20 protein-coding genes and 1 riboswitch are annotated in these 20231 nt (G+C 35.8%); of the genes, 18 read left to right on the top strand and 2 right to left on the bottom strand.

The features are described from left to right. Positions 1 to 50 precede the first annotated feature (50 nt). Entirely contained in the window at positions 51 to 869 is an 819-nt protein-coding gene (locus ACQV2X_RS06345) for a hypothetical protein (RefSeq protein WP_428873054.1), read from the top strand. Positions 870 to 902: 33 nt separating this feature from the next. Continuing rightward, on the top strand, positions 903 to 2093 hold the full coding sequence (locus tag ACQV2X_RS06340) for an acetyl-CoA C-acetyltransferase (protein WP_428875071.1): 1191 nt from the start codon (positions 903 to 905) through the stop codon (positions 2091 to 2093). A gap of 563 nt (positions 2094 to 2656) precedes the next feature. Here the strand turns inward: ACQV2X_RS06340 and ACQV2X_RS06335 are convergent. Together ACQV2X_RS06335 and ACQV2X_RS06330 are read right to left on the bottom strand one after the other, a co-directional pair. Then, on the bottom strand, positions 2657 to 3514 hold the full coding sequence (locus ACQV2X_RS06335; protein ID WP_428873056.1) for a cation diffusion facilitator family transporter: 858 nt from the start codon (positions 3512 to 3514) through the stop codon (positions 2657 to 2659). Positions 3515 to 3557: 43 nt separating this feature from the next. Then, entirely contained in the window at positions 3558 to 4505 is a 948-nt protein-coding gene (locus tag ACQV2X_RS06330; protein ID WP_428876222.1) for a C39 family peptidase, read from the bottom strand. A 212-nt stretch (positions 4506 to 4717) separates the two neighbouring features. Here ACQV2X_RS06330 and ACQV2X_RS06325 point away from each other — a divergent pair, with 212 nt between their 5' ends. From ACQV2X_RS06325 to ACQV2X_RS06250, 16 genes are all read left to right on the top strand, one after another. After that, positions 4718 to 6187 (top strand): alpha-amylase, encoded by a 1470-nt coding sequence (locus tag ACQV2X_RS06325; protein ID WP_428873058.1) that lies wholly within the window; start codon positions 4718 to 4720, stop codon positions 6185 to 6187. 121 nt (positions 6188 to 6308) lie between these two features. Further along, a complete protein-coding gene (locus ACQV2X_RS06320; protein ID WP_428894349.1) occupies positions 6309 to 6845 on the top strand; it encodes a dUTP diphosphatase in 537 nt (178 codons plus the stop codon). A 12-nt stretch (positions 6846 to 6857) separates the two neighbouring features. Next, complete coding sequence (gene radA, locus ACQV2X_RS06315; RefSeq protein ID WP_428873060.1) at positions 6858 to 8234, top strand: DNA repair protein RadA; 1377 nt, start codon at positions 6858 to 6860, stop codon at positions 8232 to 8234. 29 nt (positions 8235 to 8263) lie between these two features. After that, positions 8264 to 9358, top strand: a complete 1095-nt coding sequence (locus ACQV2X_RS06310) for a PIN/TRAM domain-containing protein (protein WP_428873061.1) — start codon at positions 8264 to 8266, stop codon at positions 9356 to 9358. A gap of 73 nt (positions 9359 to 9431) precedes the next feature. Further along, complete coding sequence (gene gltX, locus ACQV2X_RS06305; RefSeq protein ID WP_428873062.1) at positions 9432 to 10904, top strand: glutamate--tRNA ligase; 1473 nt, start codon at positions 9432 to 9434, stop codon at positions 10902 to 10904. A gap of 110 nt (positions 10905 to 11014) precedes the next feature. Continuing rightward, positions 11015 to 12022 (top strand): lipoate--protein ligase, encoded by a 1008-nt coding sequence (locus ACQV2X_RS06300; protein ID WP_428873063.1) that lies wholly within the window; start codon positions 11015 to 11017, stop codon positions 12020 to 12022. 145 nt (positions 12023 to 12167) lie between these two features. After that, the gene (cysS, locus tag ACQV2X_RS06295; RefSeq protein ID WP_428894348.1) at positions 12168 to 13598 is read left to right on the top strand and encodes a cysteine--tRNA ligase; all 1431 of its coding nucleotides are present in this window, start codon (positions 12168 to 12170) and stop codon (positions 13596 to 13598) included. A 2-nt stretch (positions 13599 to 13600) separates the two neighbouring features. Continuing rightward, complete coding sequence (locus ACQV2X_RS06290; protein ID WP_428873065.1) at positions 13601 to 14017, top strand: Mini-ribonuclease 3; 417 nt, start codon at positions 13601 to 13603, stop codon at positions 14015 to 14017. Positions 14018 to 14019: 2 nt separating this feature from the next. Then, on the top strand, positions 14020 to 14850 hold the full coding sequence (gene rlmB, locus ACQV2X_RS06285) for a 23S rRNA (guanosine(2251)-2'-O)-methyltransferase RlmB (RefSeq protein ID WP_428873066.1): 831 nt from the start codon (positions 14020 to 14022) through the stop codon (positions 14848 to 14850). Positions 14851 to 14858: 8 nt separating this feature from the next. Then, positions 14859 to 15401: an NYN domain-containing protein gene (locus ACQV2X_RS06280; RefSeq protein WP_428873067.1), complete on the top strand. Its 543-nt coding sequence runs from the start codon at positions 14859 to 14861 to the stop codon at positions 15399 to 15401. A gap of 12 nt (positions 15402 to 15413) precedes the next feature. After that, positions 15414 to 16019: a sigma-70 family RNA polymerase sigma factor gene (locus tag ACQV2X_RS06275; RefSeq protein ID WP_428873068.1), complete on the top strand. Its 606-nt coding sequence runs from the start codon at positions 15414 to 15416 to the stop codon at positions 16017 to 16019. A gap of 207 nt (positions 16020 to 16226) precedes the next feature. After that, on the top strand, positions 16227 to 16751 hold the full coding sequence (locus ACQV2X_RS06270) for a QueT transporter family protein (RefSeq protein WP_428873069.1): 525 nt from the start codon (positions 16227 to 16229) through the stop codon (positions 16749 to 16751). Between the two features lie 137 nt (positions 16752 to 16888). Beyond that, positions 16889 to 16988: riboswitch (TPP riboswitch) on the top strand. A 47-nt stretch (positions 16989 to 17035) separates the two neighbouring features. Beyond that, positions 17036 to 17590, top strand: a complete 555-nt coding sequence (thiT, locus tag ACQV2X_RS06265) for an energy-coupled thiamine transporter ThiT (RefSeq protein ID WP_428873070.1) — start codon at positions 17036 to 17038, stop codon at positions 17588 to 17590. 221 nt (positions 17591 to 17811) lie between these two features. Continuing rightward, entirely contained in the window at positions 17812 to 18543 is a 732-nt protein-coding gene (locus tag ACQV2X_RS06260) for a methionine ABC transporter ATP-binding protein (protein ID WP_428873071.1), read from the top strand. Between the two features lies 1 nt (position 18544). Further along, on the top strand, positions 18545 to 19234 hold the full coding sequence (locus ACQV2X_RS06255) for a methionine ABC transporter permease (RefSeq protein ID WP_428873072.1): 690 nt from the start codon (positions 18545 to 18547) through the stop codon (positions 19232 to 19234). Positions 19235 to 19247: 13 nt separating this feature from the next. Continuing rightward, entirely contained in the window at positions 19248 to 20144 is an 897-nt protein-coding gene (locus tag ACQV2X_RS06250; protein ID WP_428873073.1) for a MetQ/NlpA family ABC transporter substrate-binding protein, read from the top strand. The last annotated feature ends 87 nt before the right edge of the window (positions 20145 to 20231 follow it).

Here is a 20231-nt window from a genome sequence, read left to right as displayed (position 1 = left end):
GTTATTTGACAAAGAGTAGTGATTTGAAAGATAGAATACGAGGAGATAATATGGAAGAATATTTAACAGCCCAGGAATTTGCTGATGAATTAGAAGTTACTCGACAATTGATCTATTATCATGCAAAAAAGATTCCTAATGAGGAGAAAGTGTATAATGAAGAAAACAGATTGGTTTTTACAAAAGAACAGCAAAAGCTATTAAAATCTTTTATGACAGATACATTTGACACTCAAATAGAAGAAACAGTCAAAGCCAAAGCCGAAAATAAAAATGAAGTGACAAAAGAAAAAAGTCAGAATTATGAAGAAAGTATAAAAGATAAACCAGGTGAGGAAAATACTGAATCCCTAGATCATTTGACAGAACTCAAGCGTGATTTTTCTTATGATCCTGAACTGGCGAAGCAAATCTCAATTGTCCTTGAAAATGAACGTGACTCAAAAAACGAAAAGTCAAGTGAAAACGAAGAAGTAAAAGAAAAAGGCTCTTCAAATACTATAAAAAAAAATCTGATGTCAGATGATACGGATCTAAAAAAACAGCAACAAGCCATTAGAACTTATATTGAAAAGACTGTCAAAGAACAACTGAAAGAAAAATGGTTGAAGGATGAAAAAGAAAGAAATGTTCTTATTAATGAACTAAAAGAAAAAAATAAACAAATTAATGATTTACTGCAATTAGTCGACCAGCAACAGCAGCTAATGCTCTTGACAGAAAAGAAGAATAATCATTTAATAGAGACTATTGAACATCTGGGAATAGAAGATAAAGTAGCTCAATCGATGAAAGTCTCTTCGGATGAAGATGATGAACAAAACGAATCAATTAAGTCAAAGTCATGGTTGCAAAGGTTATTTAGCTAATTTTACTCGCAGTAAGAAATTTAGGAGGATTTTATGAATTTAGAGGAAGTAGTGATTGTTTCAGCAAATCGAACAGCTATAGGAAGATTTGGCGGCAGTTTGAAAGATGTTTCGGCAGTGGAAATGACTAGTCAGTTACTCAAAAGGATGCTTGATAATATCACTCTCGATCCTTCTTTAGTTGATGAAGTTTTCATGGGAAATGTCTTGTCCGCAGGTTTAGGTCAAAACGTTGCTCGTCAAATAGCTATTCAATCTGGTATTAGTTTCAAAACACCTGCTACAACTATCAATCAAGTTTGCGGATCCGGAATGAAAGCTGTTATGTTAGCTAGCCAGTCTATTATGACAGGTGAAAATGAAATTGTGGTGGCGGGGGGTTGTGAAAATATGAGTCAAGCCCCTCATATTCTTTCCAATCATCGCTGGGGCTCCAAGCTAGGCAATGATAGGGTAGTGGATACTTTAGTTTTTGATGGTTTGACTGATGCTTTTGAAGGTTATCACATGGGAGTAACCGCTGAAAACTTGGCTGAAAAATATCAAATCAGTCGCGAAGAACAAGATGAATTTGCGTTAAGCAGTCAAAAGAAAGCTGAAAAAGCTTATTCTTCTGGTCGGTTTAAGCAAGAAATTATTCCTATTGTCCAAATGAAGCGTGGTCAAGAAGTTGTTTTTGAAGAGGATGAAAATATTCGCATGGGACAAACTCTTGCCGACTTAGAAAAATTGAAGCCAGTTTTTAAAGAGAATGGGACTGTGACTGCAGGCAATTCCTCAACTATTAATGATGGTGCTGCTGTCTTACTCCTAATGTCTAAGCGTAAAGCGAAAGAGTTAGGACTAGAAATAATGGCTAGTATTCGTTCAATAGGTAAAGCAGGCGTTGAACCCTCTTTAATGGGAACAGGACCTATTCCAGCTACTCAAAATGCTTTAAATAATGTCGGTTTAACCATTGAAGATATGGATTTAATCGAAGGAAATGAAGCATTCGCAGTCCAATCTTTAGTAGTCAATCGAGAATTAGGAATTAAGGACGAAATCATTAATGTTAATGGAGGAGCTATTGCTTTAGGGCATCCAATTGGCTGTAGTGGAGCGAGAATTCTTGTCACCCTGATTCACGAAATGAAGATACGTAATGTGGAAAGAGGATTAGCGACCTTATGTATAGGTGGCGGACAAGGAAATGCTGTCATAATAGAAAGAACGCGAGCATAATTTTATAAAAAATAAAGGGGCTGGGACAAAAGCCTTGAATAATTAAAGAAAGTCCGGTCAACGAGACAATCGTTAATCGGACTTTTTCTTTAAAAATATAAACAAAGAAAGCTTTTATTGTTGTAATAGTAGTAATCACAAAACCATTGTGGAGGGTTTTCTACGTAGCAACAGTATACTATGAATTAAAATTGCTTGTCACTGAAAATGGATTGTTTATTCCCTGAAAATTACAGTGTTTAGGTGAATTCATGAGATAGTCGAACAGATTCAACCTGAGATTCAGCAGGCCATGTCTTTCGATCAAGCCGACACCTTCCTGGAAGCCCTCGTTACGATTGAGAAGCGTTTGTAAACGTAAAAGAAAAAGCGAAGTTAGATTTTACTCGCCACTCCCTTTGCGATAAAGATAAGGTGAAGATCGAAGTCAAGCTGATATTTGTGGTCAATAATCTACGTAAATACGCAAAGTAGCGAGCCTAGATTGGAAAGTCACTTTCCAATCTAGGCTCGCTGAAAATTTTGAGGCGGCTGAGAAGCCCTTTTGTTCCAGCCGCTTTAATTTATTCATAGGGTTCAACATGAATGTCGATATCTTTAATTTGAAATTGATCTTGTAAGATAGCTTCGATTTCTTCTGTAATACAATGTGATTGATAGACGGACATACTCGGATCTAAAGCAATGGTAACATCTAAATAGATCTGTTGTGTAGCCATTCTTGCGCGAATGGAATTAATAGCAATCACATCAGGGTGGGAGAGAATACATTTTTCATAAATTAATAATGTTTCAGGGTCAAATCCATCTGATAAAGTAAAAGTCGATTCTTTAAAGACTTCAAAGGCAGACAGTATAATAATAATGCCCACTGTAATTGAAAGAAACGTATCGATAATAGGAAAGCCCCAGCTGACACATAAACTTCCGATAAGAGTTGCTATTGAAATAAGTAAGTCACCTTGCATATCCTTAGCAGTAGCTTTTAAACCGACAGAATTTGATTGGGTGGCTAATTTTTTTAAATAGGACTTCGTTAAAGTCAGAATTACGATTGAAAGAAGTGTAGTAAGAAGAACTTGTTGGCTTGTTTGTGAATAGTCTTTGGAAAAAAGTTGACTCATTCCTGAAAGAATTACTTGAAAGCCAATTGTGAACATTAGCAAAGAGACAATGAAACTGGATATAATTTCGTATTTTTCATGTCCAAATTTATGGTTATGATCAGCAGGCTTCTTTGCTAAATATAATCCAATCCACACAGCAGAAGAGGCAATAATGTCTGATAAGTTATTCAGACCATCAGCTTGTAAAGAATTTGCTTTAAAGATTGAAGCGGTAGTTAACTTGATTGTTGTCAGTAATAAATAAACTGTAATTCCAATCACTGCACCTTTGGAAGCGAGTTTGTAATTATTCATAAAGATTGAAAACTCCTAACGGTTTATTTCTATGAAATTAAATTTAATCATTATAAAAAGACCAGTAGTTTAATCCTTCATCTAGCAAAATTTGCTCATTAATGGGCTGGAAACTATACATTTTTTCAGGATTATCATTGGGATCATTGACATAGACATAGCCAGGTTCATAGCCACGAATTACGATAATGTGACCTACATCGGTAAAGAAACCAGGTTTGACAGATGCAATTACCACTTGGCCTTTTTGGACAGCTTCCATAGCAGAGTAAAAATTATTACCATGATTATAAAAATTAAATCCGTGATCGGTTGCATAATCTGAAAATATAGTCCAGGAGGTACCCTCATTTTCGAAAAAATAATCGTGACCGGACCATTCAAGCACTTCTTCTGGCTCAACCAATCGGTTGGATAGATAAGAATATACCATGGCTAAAGATACGATTGCACAACCATTGTCACCTAAAGTATCTTGTTGACTAGCGCCATAATCGATGTCTGAATAAAGGGGTGACTTTTGTAAAATTAATGGAACATCCATTTGTAAATAAGAGTTTTTACTAGCGAAGGAAGGCTGATCAGGGAGAAAGAGGGTTCCTTCTCTTTCAATACTCATCTGGTTCTCATTGATGGCTTGTACAATATCTTGTTGAGCACTCATAATATTTCCTTGATAATCTGTTCTTATAATATCAGCAATCGATTCTTGAACATCTTGAATGGAAGCTGTTTTGGAACCATATTTATTTAATTCAAGGGCCAGCATTTTTTCTTCTTCTGTAGCTGTTTCTTCATTAATGGTTTCATTTTTTACACTCGGTAATTTTTTTTTAATTAGTGCTTGATTGGATGTTGTAACTTTCTCTGGACTGGTATTTTCTTTTGTAGAAAGATGGTTTAAGTAGAAAGTTAAGCTTAGACTTAATAGGATGGTTATAAGGGATAAGAAGGCTGCAAGACGATTTATTTTGTCTTGAAATGAATGCATGGTTTTCCTCCTCAATGGAGCATTACTCCGTAAATTCTTGTTTATGATAGCATAAATTATAAGGGAAACCTATCGAAAAACAAAACTAAAAAATTTGTAATCATATCGCAATTCGGTAAATTTAAATTCTAAATGAGAATCTCTAAGAGCTTATTTGTGACTATTTTTAAGTCCTGTGTTTTAATGGAAGAGTATATAAAGGAGAGAGTACAGTGGAAAAAAATAACTTATTGATGCAGTATTTTGAATGGTATCTGCCTAATGAAGGAAAACATTGGATAAACTTACAAAATGATGTAGATCACTTGTATGAAATAGGTGTGGATCATATCTGGCTTCCTCCTTTTTGTAAAGCCACTTCTATTAATGATGTGGGGTATGGAGTCTATGATCTTTGGGATTTGGGCGAGTTTGATCAAGCAGGAAATGTGCGCACTAAGTATGGTAAAAAGGAAGACTTATTGAAGGCTATTCAATTACTCAAACAAAAAGATATTCTACCAATTGCTGATCTTGTGATTAATCATAAGGCTTATGCAGATGGTAAAGAAAAATTTCATGTGATGAAAGTGAATCCTGAAAACCGTCAAGAAATGATTTCTGATCCTTATGAAATTGAAGGTTGGACCCATTTCTATTTTCCAGGTAGAGCGAATAAATACTCAGATTTTGAATGGCACTGGTACCATTTTAGTGGCATTGATTATGATGCGACTAATAATGAAGAGGGTGTTTATTTAATTTTAGGCGACGAAAAAGGTTGGGCTGATGATCAATCGGTAGATAGTACCTATGGTAATTATGACTATCTGATGTTTGCTGATATTGATTTTTCTCATCCTGAAGTAAACGAACATATCAAACAGTGGTTAAAATGGATGGTGAATGAAACGGGAGTTAAAGGTTTACGCTTCGATGCATTAAAACATATTGATTCTCACTATATAAAAGAACTCTGTGAAGAAATTAATTTTACACAAGGTGATGATTTTTATTTAATTGGTGAATATTGGAATCCTGATCTTGAAAAAAAATTAGATTATTTAGAATCGATTAATTATCAGTTAGATCTCTTTGATGTAGGCTTACATATGAATTTATACCAAGCCAGTCAAGCGGGTAATCAGTATGATTTAAGTAAAATTTTTGCAGGAAGCTTAGTTAAGGACAATCCATTAGTCAGTGTAACATTTGTTAATAATCACGACACACAACTAGGACAATCTCTTGAGTCTCAAGTCGAAGAATGGTTTATACAACATGCCTATGCTTTAATTCTTTTGCGTCAGCAAGGACTTCCTACTCTCTTTTATGGCGATTATTATGGAGTACAAAATGGAGAGAAGTCCCCATCCTATCAAGAGCAAATCGATCCTTTACTACACTTGCGAAAATATCATACTTACGGAGAGCAAGTGGATTACTTTGACCATCGAAATACCGTAGGCTGGACTTGTCTAGGAACACAAGAACATCCCTACGGGATAGCAGTAGTGATGACTAATAGTGAGGCAGGTTTTAAAGAGATGAGTATGGGTGAATTGAATGCAGGAGCTATTTATGTTGATTATCTAAATAATCACTCAGGCAAAGTAGAATTAGATGAGCAAGGAAAAGGATTTTTCCCAGTTAATCAAGCCTCAGTATCTGTTTGGATTGATGAAAAAGCTATATGGGACTAGTGAAATAAGATAAATATAAAACTATTAAAGATAGATATATCTAAAAGAATCACGTATAATATTATTAAGCGTTTTCATATAAACGGCTTATTTAGCATGGGAATGAAAGGATGTGAATAAAATGGAAAAGAAAAATCGGGGCTTTGAAGTTATCCGTTCGTATAAGGATAAAGCGATTCGAATTCCTCAACGGCAAACCAAGTACTCAGCTGGCTATGACATTGAAGCTGCCGAAACGGTTGTACTTCCTTCCTTTTGGAAACAGTCTGTTTATTATTTAATACATAATACCTTTTTAATGATTAAGGGTCAGGAAACCATGAAGGAAGATGACTTATGGCAGGCTACTTTAGTTCCAACGGGTTTAAAGGCCTACATGATGGAAAACGAATATTTGAAGATTGTTAATCGCTCGTCGGGAAGTTATAAGCACCAAACAACCCTACCTAATGGTATTGGTATTATTGATCGAGATTATTATAATAATGAAAAAAATGAAGGACATATATATATTCAACTTATTAATTATGGCTTGAAGGATCGAACCATTCATAAGGGTGAAAGGATTGCTCAAGGAATTTTTTCTAAATTTCTACAAGTAGATGACGATCAAGTAGTTAATAGTGATCGACAGGGTGGTTTTGGGTCATCTGGTTAAGGGAGGGATTAAATGGCAAAAAATAAGGTAATGTATGAGTGTTTAGCTTGTGGCTATGAGTCACCTAAGTGGTTAGGAAAATGTCCAAATTGTGGCAGTTGGAATCAAATGGAAGAACAATTGGTCCCTACAACCACTACTTCAACTACTTTGACTCATACATCACAATCAATGGTCGGCAAAGCCACTCAATTGGATCAAATTCCAAGTCAAGTTGAAGAAAGAATTAATACAAAAATGGGAGAGTTCGATCGAGTATTAGGCGGGGGAATTGTTCCAGGTGGTTTAGTTTTAATTGGAGGCGATCCTGGAATTGGGAAATCGACTTTATTACTTCAGGTATCCATTCGCTTGGCTAATTTGAAACAGCGGGTCCTTTATGTTTCTGGTGAAGAAAGTTTAACCCAAATTAAACTCAGAGCTGAAAGACTGGCATTAAGTGGTAAAGATTTTTATTTATTATCTGATACGGACTTGGGTAATATTGTGACTCAAATTCAAGAAGTGAATCCTGAAATCGTAGTCATCGATTCTATTCAAACGATGGCATCACCAGACAATCAAGGCTTAGTGGGATCTGTTTCTCAGTTACGGGCAGCGACTAATATTTTGATGCGAATAGCCAAAGACCATAAAATTGCTATTTTTATAGTTGGCCATGTAACTAAAGAAGGCAATATAGCGGGACCTAGAATGTTGGAACATATGGTAGATGCGGTTTTATACTTTGAAGGTGAAAAACATAATCGCTTCAGAATCTTAAGGGCTGTAAAAAACCGATACGGATCTACCAATGAGATTGGCGTCTTTGAAATGATTGATACAGGTTTAGTAGAAGTAACTAACCCCTCAGAGTTATTCTTAGAGGAGAGGATAGAAGGTGCTACCGGATCCACAGTTGTTGCTGCCATGGAAGGGACGCGAACGGTATTAGCTGAAATCCAATCATTAATGACTCCGACGGTGTTTGGTAACGCCAAACGCACCGCATCAGGAATAGAGTACCAACGTATATCGCTCTTATTAGCAGTCATGGAGAAACATTGTGGTCTTTTAGTTCAAAACCAAGATGCTTTTTTTAAAACGACTGGAGGGGTTCGCTTAGATGAACCCGCCATTGATTTAGCCATAGCTGTAAGTATTGCTTCTAGCTATTGGAATCGAGAAGTGAGAGTAGATGATGTCTTTATTGGTGAGATTGGTCTAACTGGAGAAATTAGAAGAGTCAATCAGATTGAAGAACGAATTAAGGAAGCAAGTAAACTAGGCTTTAAGCGTGTTTTTATCCCTTATAATAATCAATCGCATCTAAAACAACTGGACCTATCGATTGAAGTCATCCCAGTTAAAACGATCAAACAAGCTATTTCAATCGTTTTTCCTAAATAATTGAAAATTCTTACAAAGGAGGTGAAAAAATGATAAAAAAAATGACGATTAGTGTATCAATGATTGTTGGCTTAAGTTTTGGCTATACTTTAGGAGCAGAAATTTGGCGTAGTCTTCGCTTATACCATCAATTATTAATCAATCCTTTTGTGAATAGTATGATTTTCGGACTTATTTTTATGTTATTAGGTATTTTACTTGCGCCGCTTTTTGAACAATTAATTCATAAATTACTATCTATTTTGGAAAAGCAGTCAACGCCAAATCTGTTATTCGGTGCTTTAGGCATTTTATTAGGACTATTAATCGGTTATTTACTTTCGTTGCCGATTGGGTCTTTAGATATCCCTTTCTTATCGAGTACAATGCCGCTTGTTCTGACTGTTTTAGGGGGAATGATTGGTTATCAAATGATGATCAATCGCCGAGATGAAGTCTTACATCTCTTTACAAAATCTGGCCAAAAACTACAATCTGCTTCTTTTGAATTGAATAAAAAACCTAAACAAAGCGAAGTCAAAGCAGGTCAAAGATTGAAGATATTAGACACTAGTGTAATTATTGATGGAAGAATAGCAGAAGTGGTTCAAACAGGCTTTATAGAAGGAAGTTTATTAGTTCCAAAATTTGTCTTATCTGAATTGCAACATATTGCAGATGCTTCTGATTCTTTAAAAAGGGCAAAAGGTAGACGTGGGTTAGATATTCTAAACCTTTTACAAAAGTCTTCCAAAATAAATATTGATTTTTTTGAAGGAGACTATGCGGATATCGAAGAAGTCGATGCGAAATTAGTAAGGCTAGCTAAAGATTTAAATGCGATCTTGGTAACCAATGATTACAATTTAAATAAAGTTTCAGAATTTCAAAATGTTCCTGTCTTGAACATTAATGAGTTAGCCAATGCGGTAAAACCAGAAGTGTTACCTGGTGAGGAAATGCAAGTTCAAATTATAAAAGCAGGAACCGAACGCCGCCAAGGGGTGGCCTATCTTGATGATGGCACCATGGTAGTGGTTGAGGATGGCCAAAATTATATTAATAAGCATTTAAATGTAGTAGTTACTTCATCTTTGCAAACAGCTGCTGGTAGAATGATTTTTGCTAAAATTTTTGAAAATTAAGAGCATTTGAATCTCATTAGATGAAGGAGTACAATAGCTTTTGTAGACTAGATGGAATTAAAGGAGAAATACAATGAGCGATAAAATTCGTGTGCGTTATGCACCAAGCCCTACGGGCGATTTACACATTGGGAATGCGAGAACAGCTTTGTTTAATTATCTATATGCACGTTCACAAGATGGAACGTTTATCATTCGGACAGAAGATACAGATACAAAACGTAATCTAGAACATGGTGAACAAAGCCAATTAGACAATCTAACTTGGCTAGGTATTGATTGGGACGAATCCCCGGTTAATCCTGGTGAATATGGTCCTTACAGACAATCAGAGCGTTTGCATATCTATCAACCCTTGATTGATGACTTATTAGCTCGTGACTTGGCTTATAAATGCTATATGACTGAAGAAGAGTTAGAAGCAGAAAGAGAAGAACAAAAGGCTCGTGGAGAAATGCCTCATTATGGGGGAAAACATGCCCACTTAACCAAGGAAGAACAAGAAACTTTTGAAGCTGAGGGCCGTCAGCCTGTTGTTCGTTTTAGAGTACCAGCAAATGTTACTTATCAATTTGATGATATAGTAAAAGGGCCTGTAAGCTTTGAATCGAAAAATATTTCAGGCGATTGGGTAATTCAAAAGAGAGACGGTATGCCTACTTATAACTTTGCTGTAACTGTGGATGATCATATGATGAAGATCACTCATGTTTTACGTGGAGATGACCATATTGCGAACACCCCTAAACAAATGATGATTTATGATGCTTTTGATTGGGAATATCCAGAATTTGGTCATATGACATTAATTATTAATGCCGAAACTAATAAAAAGTTATCTAAACGTGATGGTGGAATCCTACAATTTATTGAGCAATACCGTAACTTAGGTTATTTACCAGAGGCTTTGTTTAACTTTATTGCCTTATTAGGTTGGTCACCAAAAGGTGAAGAAGAAATCTTCTCGCCACAAGAGTTAGTGGAACAATTTGACCCAGAACGTCTATCAACTTCTCCTGCTTCATTTGATAAGAAGAAATTAGAATGGATTAACAACACTTACATGAAAGCAGCAGATCTTGAGACAGTGGTAGACTATGCATTACCTCATTTACAAAAAGCAGGAAAAGTAAGTGCTGATCCTAATGCAGAAGAATTAGCCTGGGTTAAAAAGCTAGTTAGCTTATACCATGAGCAAATTTCTTATGGTGCTGAGATTGTTGAAGCATCTAGCTTATTCTTCAATGATAAGTTAGAGCTGAGTGAGGAAGCAAAAGAAATTATGCAAGCTGAGAGTGCTTCAACAGTCGTTCAAGCTATGCAAAGCAAATTACAGGCTTTGTCAGATGAAGATTTTGTAGCTAGCAATATCAAACCATTGACTAAGGAAATTCAAAAGGAAACTGGTATTAAAGGGAAAACCCTCTTTATGCCAATCCGAATTGCGGTTTCTGGTCAAATGCATGGTCCAGAATTGCCGGATATGATTGAAGTACTAGGCAAGAAAAAAGCCTTAGACCATATTCAGCAAGTTTTATCGCTTTAGTGAATACAAAGTGGAAACCGATGGTTTCCACTTTTGTTTGAGAGCTTTTTCTTGAGCTTTAAATAATGGAATGTCATAATAAATATGCACAAATTTGAAGGAGGCTACTTATGTATTTCGTAGATAATGAGAATAACTATGATGCGAGTGTCAATATTGCTTTGGAAACTTATTTAGTAGAGAATCGCTTAGTCGATGAGCCAATTTTACTTTTCTACATTAATGAACCTTCGATTATTATTGGCCGTAATCAAAATACTTTTGAAGAAATTAATCAAGCTTATGTTGATGAACATAATATTCGAGTAGTTCGCCGTATGTCAGGTGGGGGAGCCGTTTACCATGATTTAGGAAACTTCTCATTCTGCTTTATCAAAGATGATGATGGAACATTTAGAGATTTTAAAGCATTTACTCAACCCGTCATTGATGCTTTACATAAGATGGGAGCCACTTCAGCTGAATTGTTAGGCCGAAATGATTTACTAGTAGATGGCAAGAAGTTCTCTGGTAATGCAATGTATGCTAAACGTGGGCGTATGACAGCTCATGGAACGATTTTATTCGATTCTGATTTAGACGAAGTCAATAATGCATTAAAACCAAACAAAGCAAAGTTTGAATCTAAAGGTGTCAAGTCAGTACGCTCACGGGTGACAAACTTAAAGCCTTACGTGGATGATAAGTATAAAGAGTTAACTACTGAGCAATTCAGAGACCTTGTCTTATTAGAAATCTTTAATGTTGAAAAACGCGAAGATGTTAAAGAATATCATTTGACAAAAGAAGACTGGGAAAAGGTTTATCAAATTCGTGAAGAGCGTTTTGGTAATTGGGATTGGAACTACGGTCACTCACCAAAATTTGATATTCAAGCCTCTCACAAATTCCCTTTCGGTTTTGTAGATATGCGCTTCAACATTAAAGATGCCATGATTACCGATACCAAAATTTATGGTGATTTCTTTGGACTTGGTGAAATTGAAGATGTAGAAAATGCTATAACTGGCGTTAAATTTGAACGTCAAAGTATTTTAAAGGCCCTAGAAAATATGGATCTTAAAAAATATTTAGGAAATGTTGAAGCAGAAGAGCTTGTTGAAATGATTTTCTCATAAAAGTGCAATAAATTATTGGCCGGAAATATTTCCGGCTTTTTTAATTCTTTATGGACTCATTAAATGCCAATATATTTATTCGAAAGTAAGTGCTAGTAATGATATAATAAGCCTCAAGTTTAATGATAGAAAGAGGGTTCATAAGATGGCTATTCAATTATTTAATACCTTAACACGTCAAAAGGAAAACTTTATTCCCCTAGAAGAAGGAAAAGTGAGCTTTTATCTTTGTGGGCCAACAGTATATAACTATATTCATATTGGTAATGCACGTTCTGCTGTTGCTTTTGATACTATTCGTCGTTATTTAGAGTATCGCGGTTATGAAGTGAATTTTGTCAGTAACTTTACTGATGTGGATGATAAAATTATTAAGGCAGCTGAAAAGGAAGGATTAACAGCCAAAGAGCTTTCTGATAAGTATATTGCTGCCTATAAAGAAGATATGCGTGCGATTAATGTTAAGCCCGCCAGCAATAACCCGCGTGTTATGGAAAATATCCCAGAAATCATTGATTTTATTAAAGTTTTAATCGATAAGGGCTATGCTTATGAAAGCCAAGGAGACGTCTATTATCGGACAGCTAAATTTGAGAAGTATGGCCAATTATCGGACCAGTCTATCAGCGATTTGCGTGATGGCGCTAGTCAACGAATTACTGATGAAGAGAGTGAAAAAAAAGAAAATGCGATTGATTTTGCTTTATGGAAGGCAGCTGGAAAAAGTGCGGTTTCTTGGGAATCGCCATGGAGTAAAGGTAGACCCGGATGGCATATTGAGTGCTCGGTAATGGCTACGAAATACTTGGGTGAAACGATTGATATTCATGGGGGTGGTCAAGACTTACAGTTTCCTCATCATGAAAATGAAATCGCTCAGTCCGAAGCCCATTCTGATTATTCTCATCCCTTTGCTAAATATTGGTTACATAATGGGTTTGTAACTATGGGATCCAATGGAGAGAAAATGTCGAAATCATTAGGTAATTTTGTGCTTCTAAGGGATATTATTAAAGAATACGATCCAATGGTTATACGCTATCTTTTAGCCAGTGTGCAATACCGTCGTCCTATCCGTTATGATGCTAATGCCATCGCTACTGCAAGTCGTGAAGTTGAACGTTTGAAAGAACTGATGGATCGCTTAGCCTATCGAATGGATCATTTAGGAAGTGGACAAGCTAGTCTTGATAGAGAACAGGAAGTAAGAGAAGCAATCAAAGAAGGCGTGGATGCTTTTAATCAAGCGATGGAAGATGACTTCAATACGGCTAATGCTTTATCAGCTATTTTTGAAATGAGTAAGCAAATTCATCGCTATCTTGATCAAGAAGCTGTGGCGCTTCAATTGTTAAAAGAAATCAATCAATCGATGTATCAACTTTTAGGGATCTTCGGTTTGGAATTAAATTCGACAGAAGTCCTTGATAGCGAAATTGAAAATTTAATTGAGGAAAGAAATCAAGCGCGTAAAGAGAAAAACTTTCAAAGAGCGGATGAAATTCGTGATTGGTTGAAAGAGCAAAATATTTTATTAGATGATACTCCGCAAGGAACAAGGTGGAAAAGAGGATAAAAGTGACAAATGAAAATACACCAGATAAGTATTCTTTGCTAAATGGCGCAGCCTTAGCCTATGTAGGAGATGCTGTTTTTGAAGTAGAGATACGCAAGCATGTGATTGAATTAGGAAAAACGCATCCCAATAAATTGCACAAAGCCGCCATCAAATATGTTTCGGCTAAGGGGCAAGCGAAAGTGATGCATCATTGGATTCAGCAAGACGATTTCTTAACAGCTGAAGAAATTCAAATCTATAAACGTGGGCGCAATCATAAGGCCAATACAAAAGCTAAAAATGCTTCGATCGGTGATTACCGTCAAGCTAGCGGATTTGAGGCATTATTGGGTTGGCTTAAATTAAGTGGACAAGAAGAGCGTTGCTATCATTTAATTCAACTAGCGATTCAATATATTAATGAAGAAGGAGCCTAATAATGAGAAAGAAAAATCATACAGCGGATTTTCATAAGAAAAAACGCTCCAATATAAATTCTTTCAAAGAGCCTTTGGTAGACTCAAAAGCTTTTGAAAATAGTGAATCGATCTATGGTAAACATGCTGTTCAAGCTTATTTAGAAACAAAAAAGCAAGTTAATAAATTATTTATTCAAATAGGGATTGCAGGAGAAGTAATATCTAGTATAATAAAAATGGCTAAAATTAAAGGAATTGTATTCCAGGAAGTGCCAAAGTCGAAGCTAGATGAAATGGTTGATGGTGAAAATCATCAAGGTGTTGTTCTAACTATTCCTCCTTTTGATTACGCTGAACTAGAAGATGCTCTTCAGTTAGCAGCTTCAAGAGGAGAGGATCCTTTTATTCTTATTTTAGATGGGATTGTCGATCCACATAACTTGGGCTCTATTCTAAGAACGGCAGACGCTACAGGCGTTCATGGGGTGATTATCCCTAAAAGACGTTCAGTTGGATTAACCAATGTAGTTGCAAAAATATCTACTGGAGCCATTGAACATGTTCCAGTGATCCGAGTAGCTAACATTAAACAGGTTATGGATCAGTTAAAAGAAAAGGGAATATGGATCTTTGCGACGGATATGGCTGGAGAAGATATGCGTCAGTGGGATTCACATGGACCAATTGCATTAGTAATTGGTAATGAAGGTCAAGGGGTTTCTGAACTTGTAAAAAAATCAGCAGATGGAATCGTTACTATTCCGATGGTTGGGCATGTGCAAAGTCTGAATGCATCTGTTGCAAGTGCAGTCTTGATGTATGAAGTAGCACGCCACCGTATTGGAAAGTAGGGATTATCATGCGATATAAACGTCAGGAAATTTTATTTGTTGACGGTTATAACATGATTGGTGCATGGCCAGAACTTACCCAACTTAAAAAAATGGACCAGTTAAATCAAGCGCGCGATCAATTATTATTTGAGCTTTCAGAATATCGAAAATACCGAGACCTCAAAATTATCGTTGTCTTTGATGCACAATTTGTTCCCGGAATAACACAAATTTATGAACACTATCAAGTCGAAGTTGTTTTTACACAAGAAGGGGAAACAGCTGATTCCTATATTGAAAGAGAAGTAGCTCATTGGATTTCTCCTCTTAATCGTGTGGTAGTTGCGACAAGCGATATGGCAGAGCAATGGCTAATTTTTCAAAAAGGTGCCATGCGAATGTCTGCTAATGAGCTTTATATGCAGTTACAATTTAATAAAAGACAAGTTCGACAAACAGTTGAAGACCACTATTCACAGTTAATCAGGCGGCGGAGCCCTTGGAAGCTTGACCAATTGAAGCTATTAGATGATCTAAGATTTCGCTTAGATGATGACAAGAATGAATAATGGAGAGATGAAATGAACGAGTTTGACCATTTGACCAATGAAATGTTGATTATGCGCTTGAAAGAAAATATCGCTGATGAGTTTTCATTTATGTTACTAGTTGAACGTTTTATTCCCCTCTTAAAAAAATTTGCTTATCAAATGCCAGTGGATGGCTATGAACCAGAAGACATTATTCAAGAAGGAGTTATCCTGATGTATCGGGTAATTCAACATTATGATCCTGCTTATGGTGGTTATTTTGCCCCTTATTTTCAAAGATCATTGTATAATTACCTGATTAATTTACTCCGTCGCAATTCCAAAGAAGCTCAGACCATTCGCTTTGGAATGGACGCTGAACGCGATCAGCTTGAAATTGGTGATAGTATTAGTCATAAGAGCTTAAGCTATGACTATCAATTAGCAACTACTCCCGAATTACAAGTTATTGTCAATGAAGAAAAAGAACGTTATCTTGCTAAGCTAAGTCTTTTTGAAAGACAGATTATCTTCTGTTATAGTGATTTATCAATGAAACCAAGAGAAATTGCTGAGTATTTAGGCATTGATAAAAATCGAGTCAAAAATGCTTTGAGACGAGCAAAAGATAAGTTAAGAGATATTATCGCTGAATAGAAACTACTAATAATTTATCCAAGAATTAGTCGAAAATAGACCGATTCTTGGCTTTTTTATTAGGAATCTGAGTCTTTACTTGTGCAATCTACTTATGATATACTACGGTCTGTTCTTTATGAACACTATGATTCTTCGGTGGATCAAGCCACCCTCAGTCCTTTGGTCATAGTAATTACTAGAGCCTGCTCTATAAAGGAGACTAATATGAAAAAAAAATATACTACTAATGATTTAACGCGAATAGCATTAGTTGCTGCTTGCTACATTGTGTTGACTTTGATAATTTCCCCTCTTTCCTTTGGATTGGGAATTCGTATCAGTGAGGGATTGAATTTTTTAGCCCTTTATAATAAACGTTATATTTTAGGAGTTACTTTAGGCGTTTTTATTGTCAATTATTTTTCTTACGGTATTTGGGATATGATCATTGGCTCGCTCACTAGCTTTATTTTTTTACATTTAGCTTGCTCTATCATTGAAAAACTATTTCCTTTAATTGATAGTAAGAAAGATGAAATTAATAAGTCGCTGTTTTTCAAATATTTAATTATTGGCCTATCCATGACTATATCGATGGTTAATATTGCCTTGTTAGTTGTTTTTTTAGGAGCTCCTTGGGAAACTTTTATAACCCGACTTGTAAGTATGATGGTTAGTGAAGGCTTATCTCTATTGGCTGGAGGAATAATTATCTATTTTATCAGTGAGCGAATCGATTTAAGACGTTAAGTGATAGATTATTAGAAGCAATCATCAATTTATATTTCAAAAACGGTCAAGAAATATTAGCTTTTTTAAAATGAAAATTGAAAAGAATTAATTTACAAGCAAACATTTGAATGCTAAAATAATGGCAGTTAAATAATCGTAAAGTAAAGGGGAGCCTTGAAGCTGAGAGTGGACTTGTTCCAGACCCTTGAACCTGATCACGGTCAAACGTGCGTAGGAATTACTTTGAAATAGGGACTTTATGCCTTTTCTCTTTACTTTGCAAAAATGTAAGGAGTTTTTTTATGGGAAAGAATAAAAATGTTTTACTTCTAGTAGAAGCAGCTATTTTTGCTGCTATCGCAGTGGTCCTGTCTTTATTACCGACAAATTTCGGTGCTTCATTAACGATTTCTTTAGGCATGGTACCATTGACAATTTTATCCTTAAAACGAGGATTTAAATGGGGGCTGTTTTGCGGCTTTCTATGGGGTTTGCTACATTTCCCCCTAGGGAATGTATATTTTTTAAGCGTTAGTCAGGTATTAATTGAATACATCCTTGCTTTTGCTTTTGGTGGTTTTGCGGGCTTAATGTCTGAGCGTTTTTATCAGTCTGAAAATAAAGCTTGGCCTTTAATTTTAGCAACTTTCATTGGAACATTTGCACGTTTCTTCTGGCACTTTGTCGCTGGCTATATTTATTGGGGATCTTATGCACCTGAAGGGATGTCACCCTTAGTCTTCTCATTTATCATGAATGGAGCGAGTGCCTTATTAACATCTTTTGCTTCGGCAATCATTCTAATCCTAGTCTATCAAGCAGCCCCTCGTTTATTCGATCGTAAGCTATATAGATAATAAGTTTATATTTAAAGTAGTGAATATTTCTCCACTACTTTTTTTGTGCACATTTTTAAATTAAATTTAAACCAATCACAATAAAAAGTTAAATAAAAGCATTTATACTAACGTTTCAATTTATATTTTCACAATACCTTTTAATCTTCATTTAATGTGAAATATCAAAAAGTTATGTTATAATGCTCTTATGACTTGTGGCAGAAAGGTGGTGATTGGTTGTGATCGAATTATTTGATGTTGCTAAACATTACTATTTGAATAATAAACAAGTTAAAGCGGTTGATGGTGTTTCCCTAACGATCCAAAATAAGGAAATTTTTGGTTTGGTAGGAGAAAGTGGTGCTGGAAAATCGACTCTTTTAAGGTTTATTAATCTTTTAGAAAAACCAGATAAAGGAAAGGTATTAATTGATGGACAAGATCTATTGCAACTCAGCAAGGAAGAACTGCGACTCCATCGTAAGTCTGTAGGTATGATTTTTCAGCATTTTAATTTATTGAATAATAAAACAGTTGGTGAAAATATCACCTTACCCCTTAAATTGTTTAAATATTCAAATGCCCTGTCTCTTGATTCTGTTCTTGATTTTGTTGGTCTAGCTGATAAAAAAGATCAATATCCTGGTCAGTTGTCGGGGGGGCAAAAACAAAGAGTTGGTATTGCAAGAGCGTTAATTACTAAACCAAAAATTTTGCTTTGTGATGAGCCGACCTCTGCTTTGGATGTCATGCGAACGAATGAAATTGTTCAAATATTAAAAGCAGCACATCAACAATTCGACATGACAATTATAGTGGTGACCCATGAATTGGGTTTTGTAAGGCAACTTTGCGACAGAGTGGCAATTATGGAAAAAGGTGGTTTAATAGATATAGTTGATAATTTGACCGACCGTGACCAAGAACTAGTAGGAAGTTATTATGATAAAGTGAAGGAGGTCCTAAGCTAAGATGTTGGAAGAAATAATAGTGCGCGTCATTGAATATTGGCCAAAATTATGGGAAAGTCTTCAAGAAACAAGTATTATGCTTTTTTTCTCCTCAGCAGCAGCTATTTTGTTAGGTCTTCCTTTAGGTACTCTTTTATTTTTGACTAGTCCGGGTCAGCGAATGGGTAAAGCAAGAAAGGATTATTTTTTGAATTCTAGCTTAAACCTATTTGTAAATATTGTTCGTTCTTTTCCTTTTTTGTTACTTGTTGTCGCAATGCAACCCCTTATTCGAATGGTTTATGGGCGAGCAACTGGCGATCCGATTGCAGCATCCTTTCCGATGATGTTGATTGCCATTGCCCTTTATGCTCGCTTCGTGGAACAGTCTTTGCATGACATTCCTAAAGGCGTGGTGGAATTAGCTGATTCCCTTGGAGCGAATACTTGGGAGTTAGTCACTCAATTTCTATTTGTTGAAGCACGGTCATCTTTAATTATTGGATTTACCACTGCTTTTGTATCCTTTCTATCTTATTCGACCATTATGGGGGTAGTTGGCGGCGGTGGGATAGGAGATTTTGCTATCCGATATGGTTACCAGAGGTATGAAACGGATATCATGTATTTTGCGATTATTCTAATCATAATCATTGTTCAAATTCTACAATGGTTAGGTTTAAAAATTGCGCGTAAGTTAGATAAGAGATAATAGGAGGAATTAGATGTTTAATAAAAATTTATTTAAGAGCTTTGTTACTTTTGCATCAGTGTCACTAGCTTTAAGCGGTCTACTATCCGTTTCGGCACAAGAAGATAATGTATTAAAGATTGCTTCTCATATGCCACCGATGACTGATATCGTTGAAATTGCAGCGGATGTAATTGAAGAGCCTTACTCTATTGAATTAGTAGAGGTTTCTGATAATATTCAATACAATGAAGCAGTGTTTAATGATGAAGCTTTTGGAAGTTTTGCACAACACCTTCCATTTATGGAAATGTTCAATGAAGAGCGTGAAGCAGATTTAGTAGCCATTCAACCAGTATATAACGCTGTTGTTGGGTTCTATTCACCTGTTTATGAGTCAATGGAAGATATCGAAGAGGGCGCAGAAGTGGCTATTCCTTCAGATCCAACAAATGAGGCACGTGCATTATTCGTCCTTGAACAAAATGACTTAATTGAATTAGATGATGAAGCAGGCCTTTTCCCGACAGTAGATGACATTACTGAAAATCCTTATAACTTCGAGTTTACAAGTGTTGACTTATTAAACTTAACAGGTGCTTATGAGGATGGTGTTGAATTAGTTTTCAACTACCCAACTTATATTGCTTCAATTGATTTAAAACCTGAAGATGCTTTGTTCTTAGAAAAAGATGATGAAAATACTTTTGCTATTATTCTTTCAGTTCGTGAAGGAAATAAAGATAGTGAAGCAGCTAAGGCATTACAAAAAGCTTTCTCATCTCCTGAAGTACGTGAATTTGTCGATAAATTAGCGGAAGAAGGACACTTAGAACCAGCTTTTGATTCTAAAGACAATGAAGACGATGAAGACGATCAGAATGAAGAAGCATCTGATGATCAAGATGATTCTTCAGAAGAAGCAGAATAATAGAAAAAGTAAAAGCTGGCTAATGGCCAGCTTCAGACTGTAGACAAAGTCCTCTAAATCACCAACCTATGGTGATTTAGAGGGCTT

The sequence above is a fragment of the Facklamia sp. P12945 genome (genome assembly GCF_050409485.1).
In the GTDB taxonomy this organism is placed as follows: Bacteria; Bacillota; Bacilli; order Lactobacillales; family Aerococcaceae; genus Facklamia.
The sequence above is the reverse complement of the archived record's forward strand: the minus strand, read 5'-3'. Positions and strand labels throughout refer to the sequence as shown.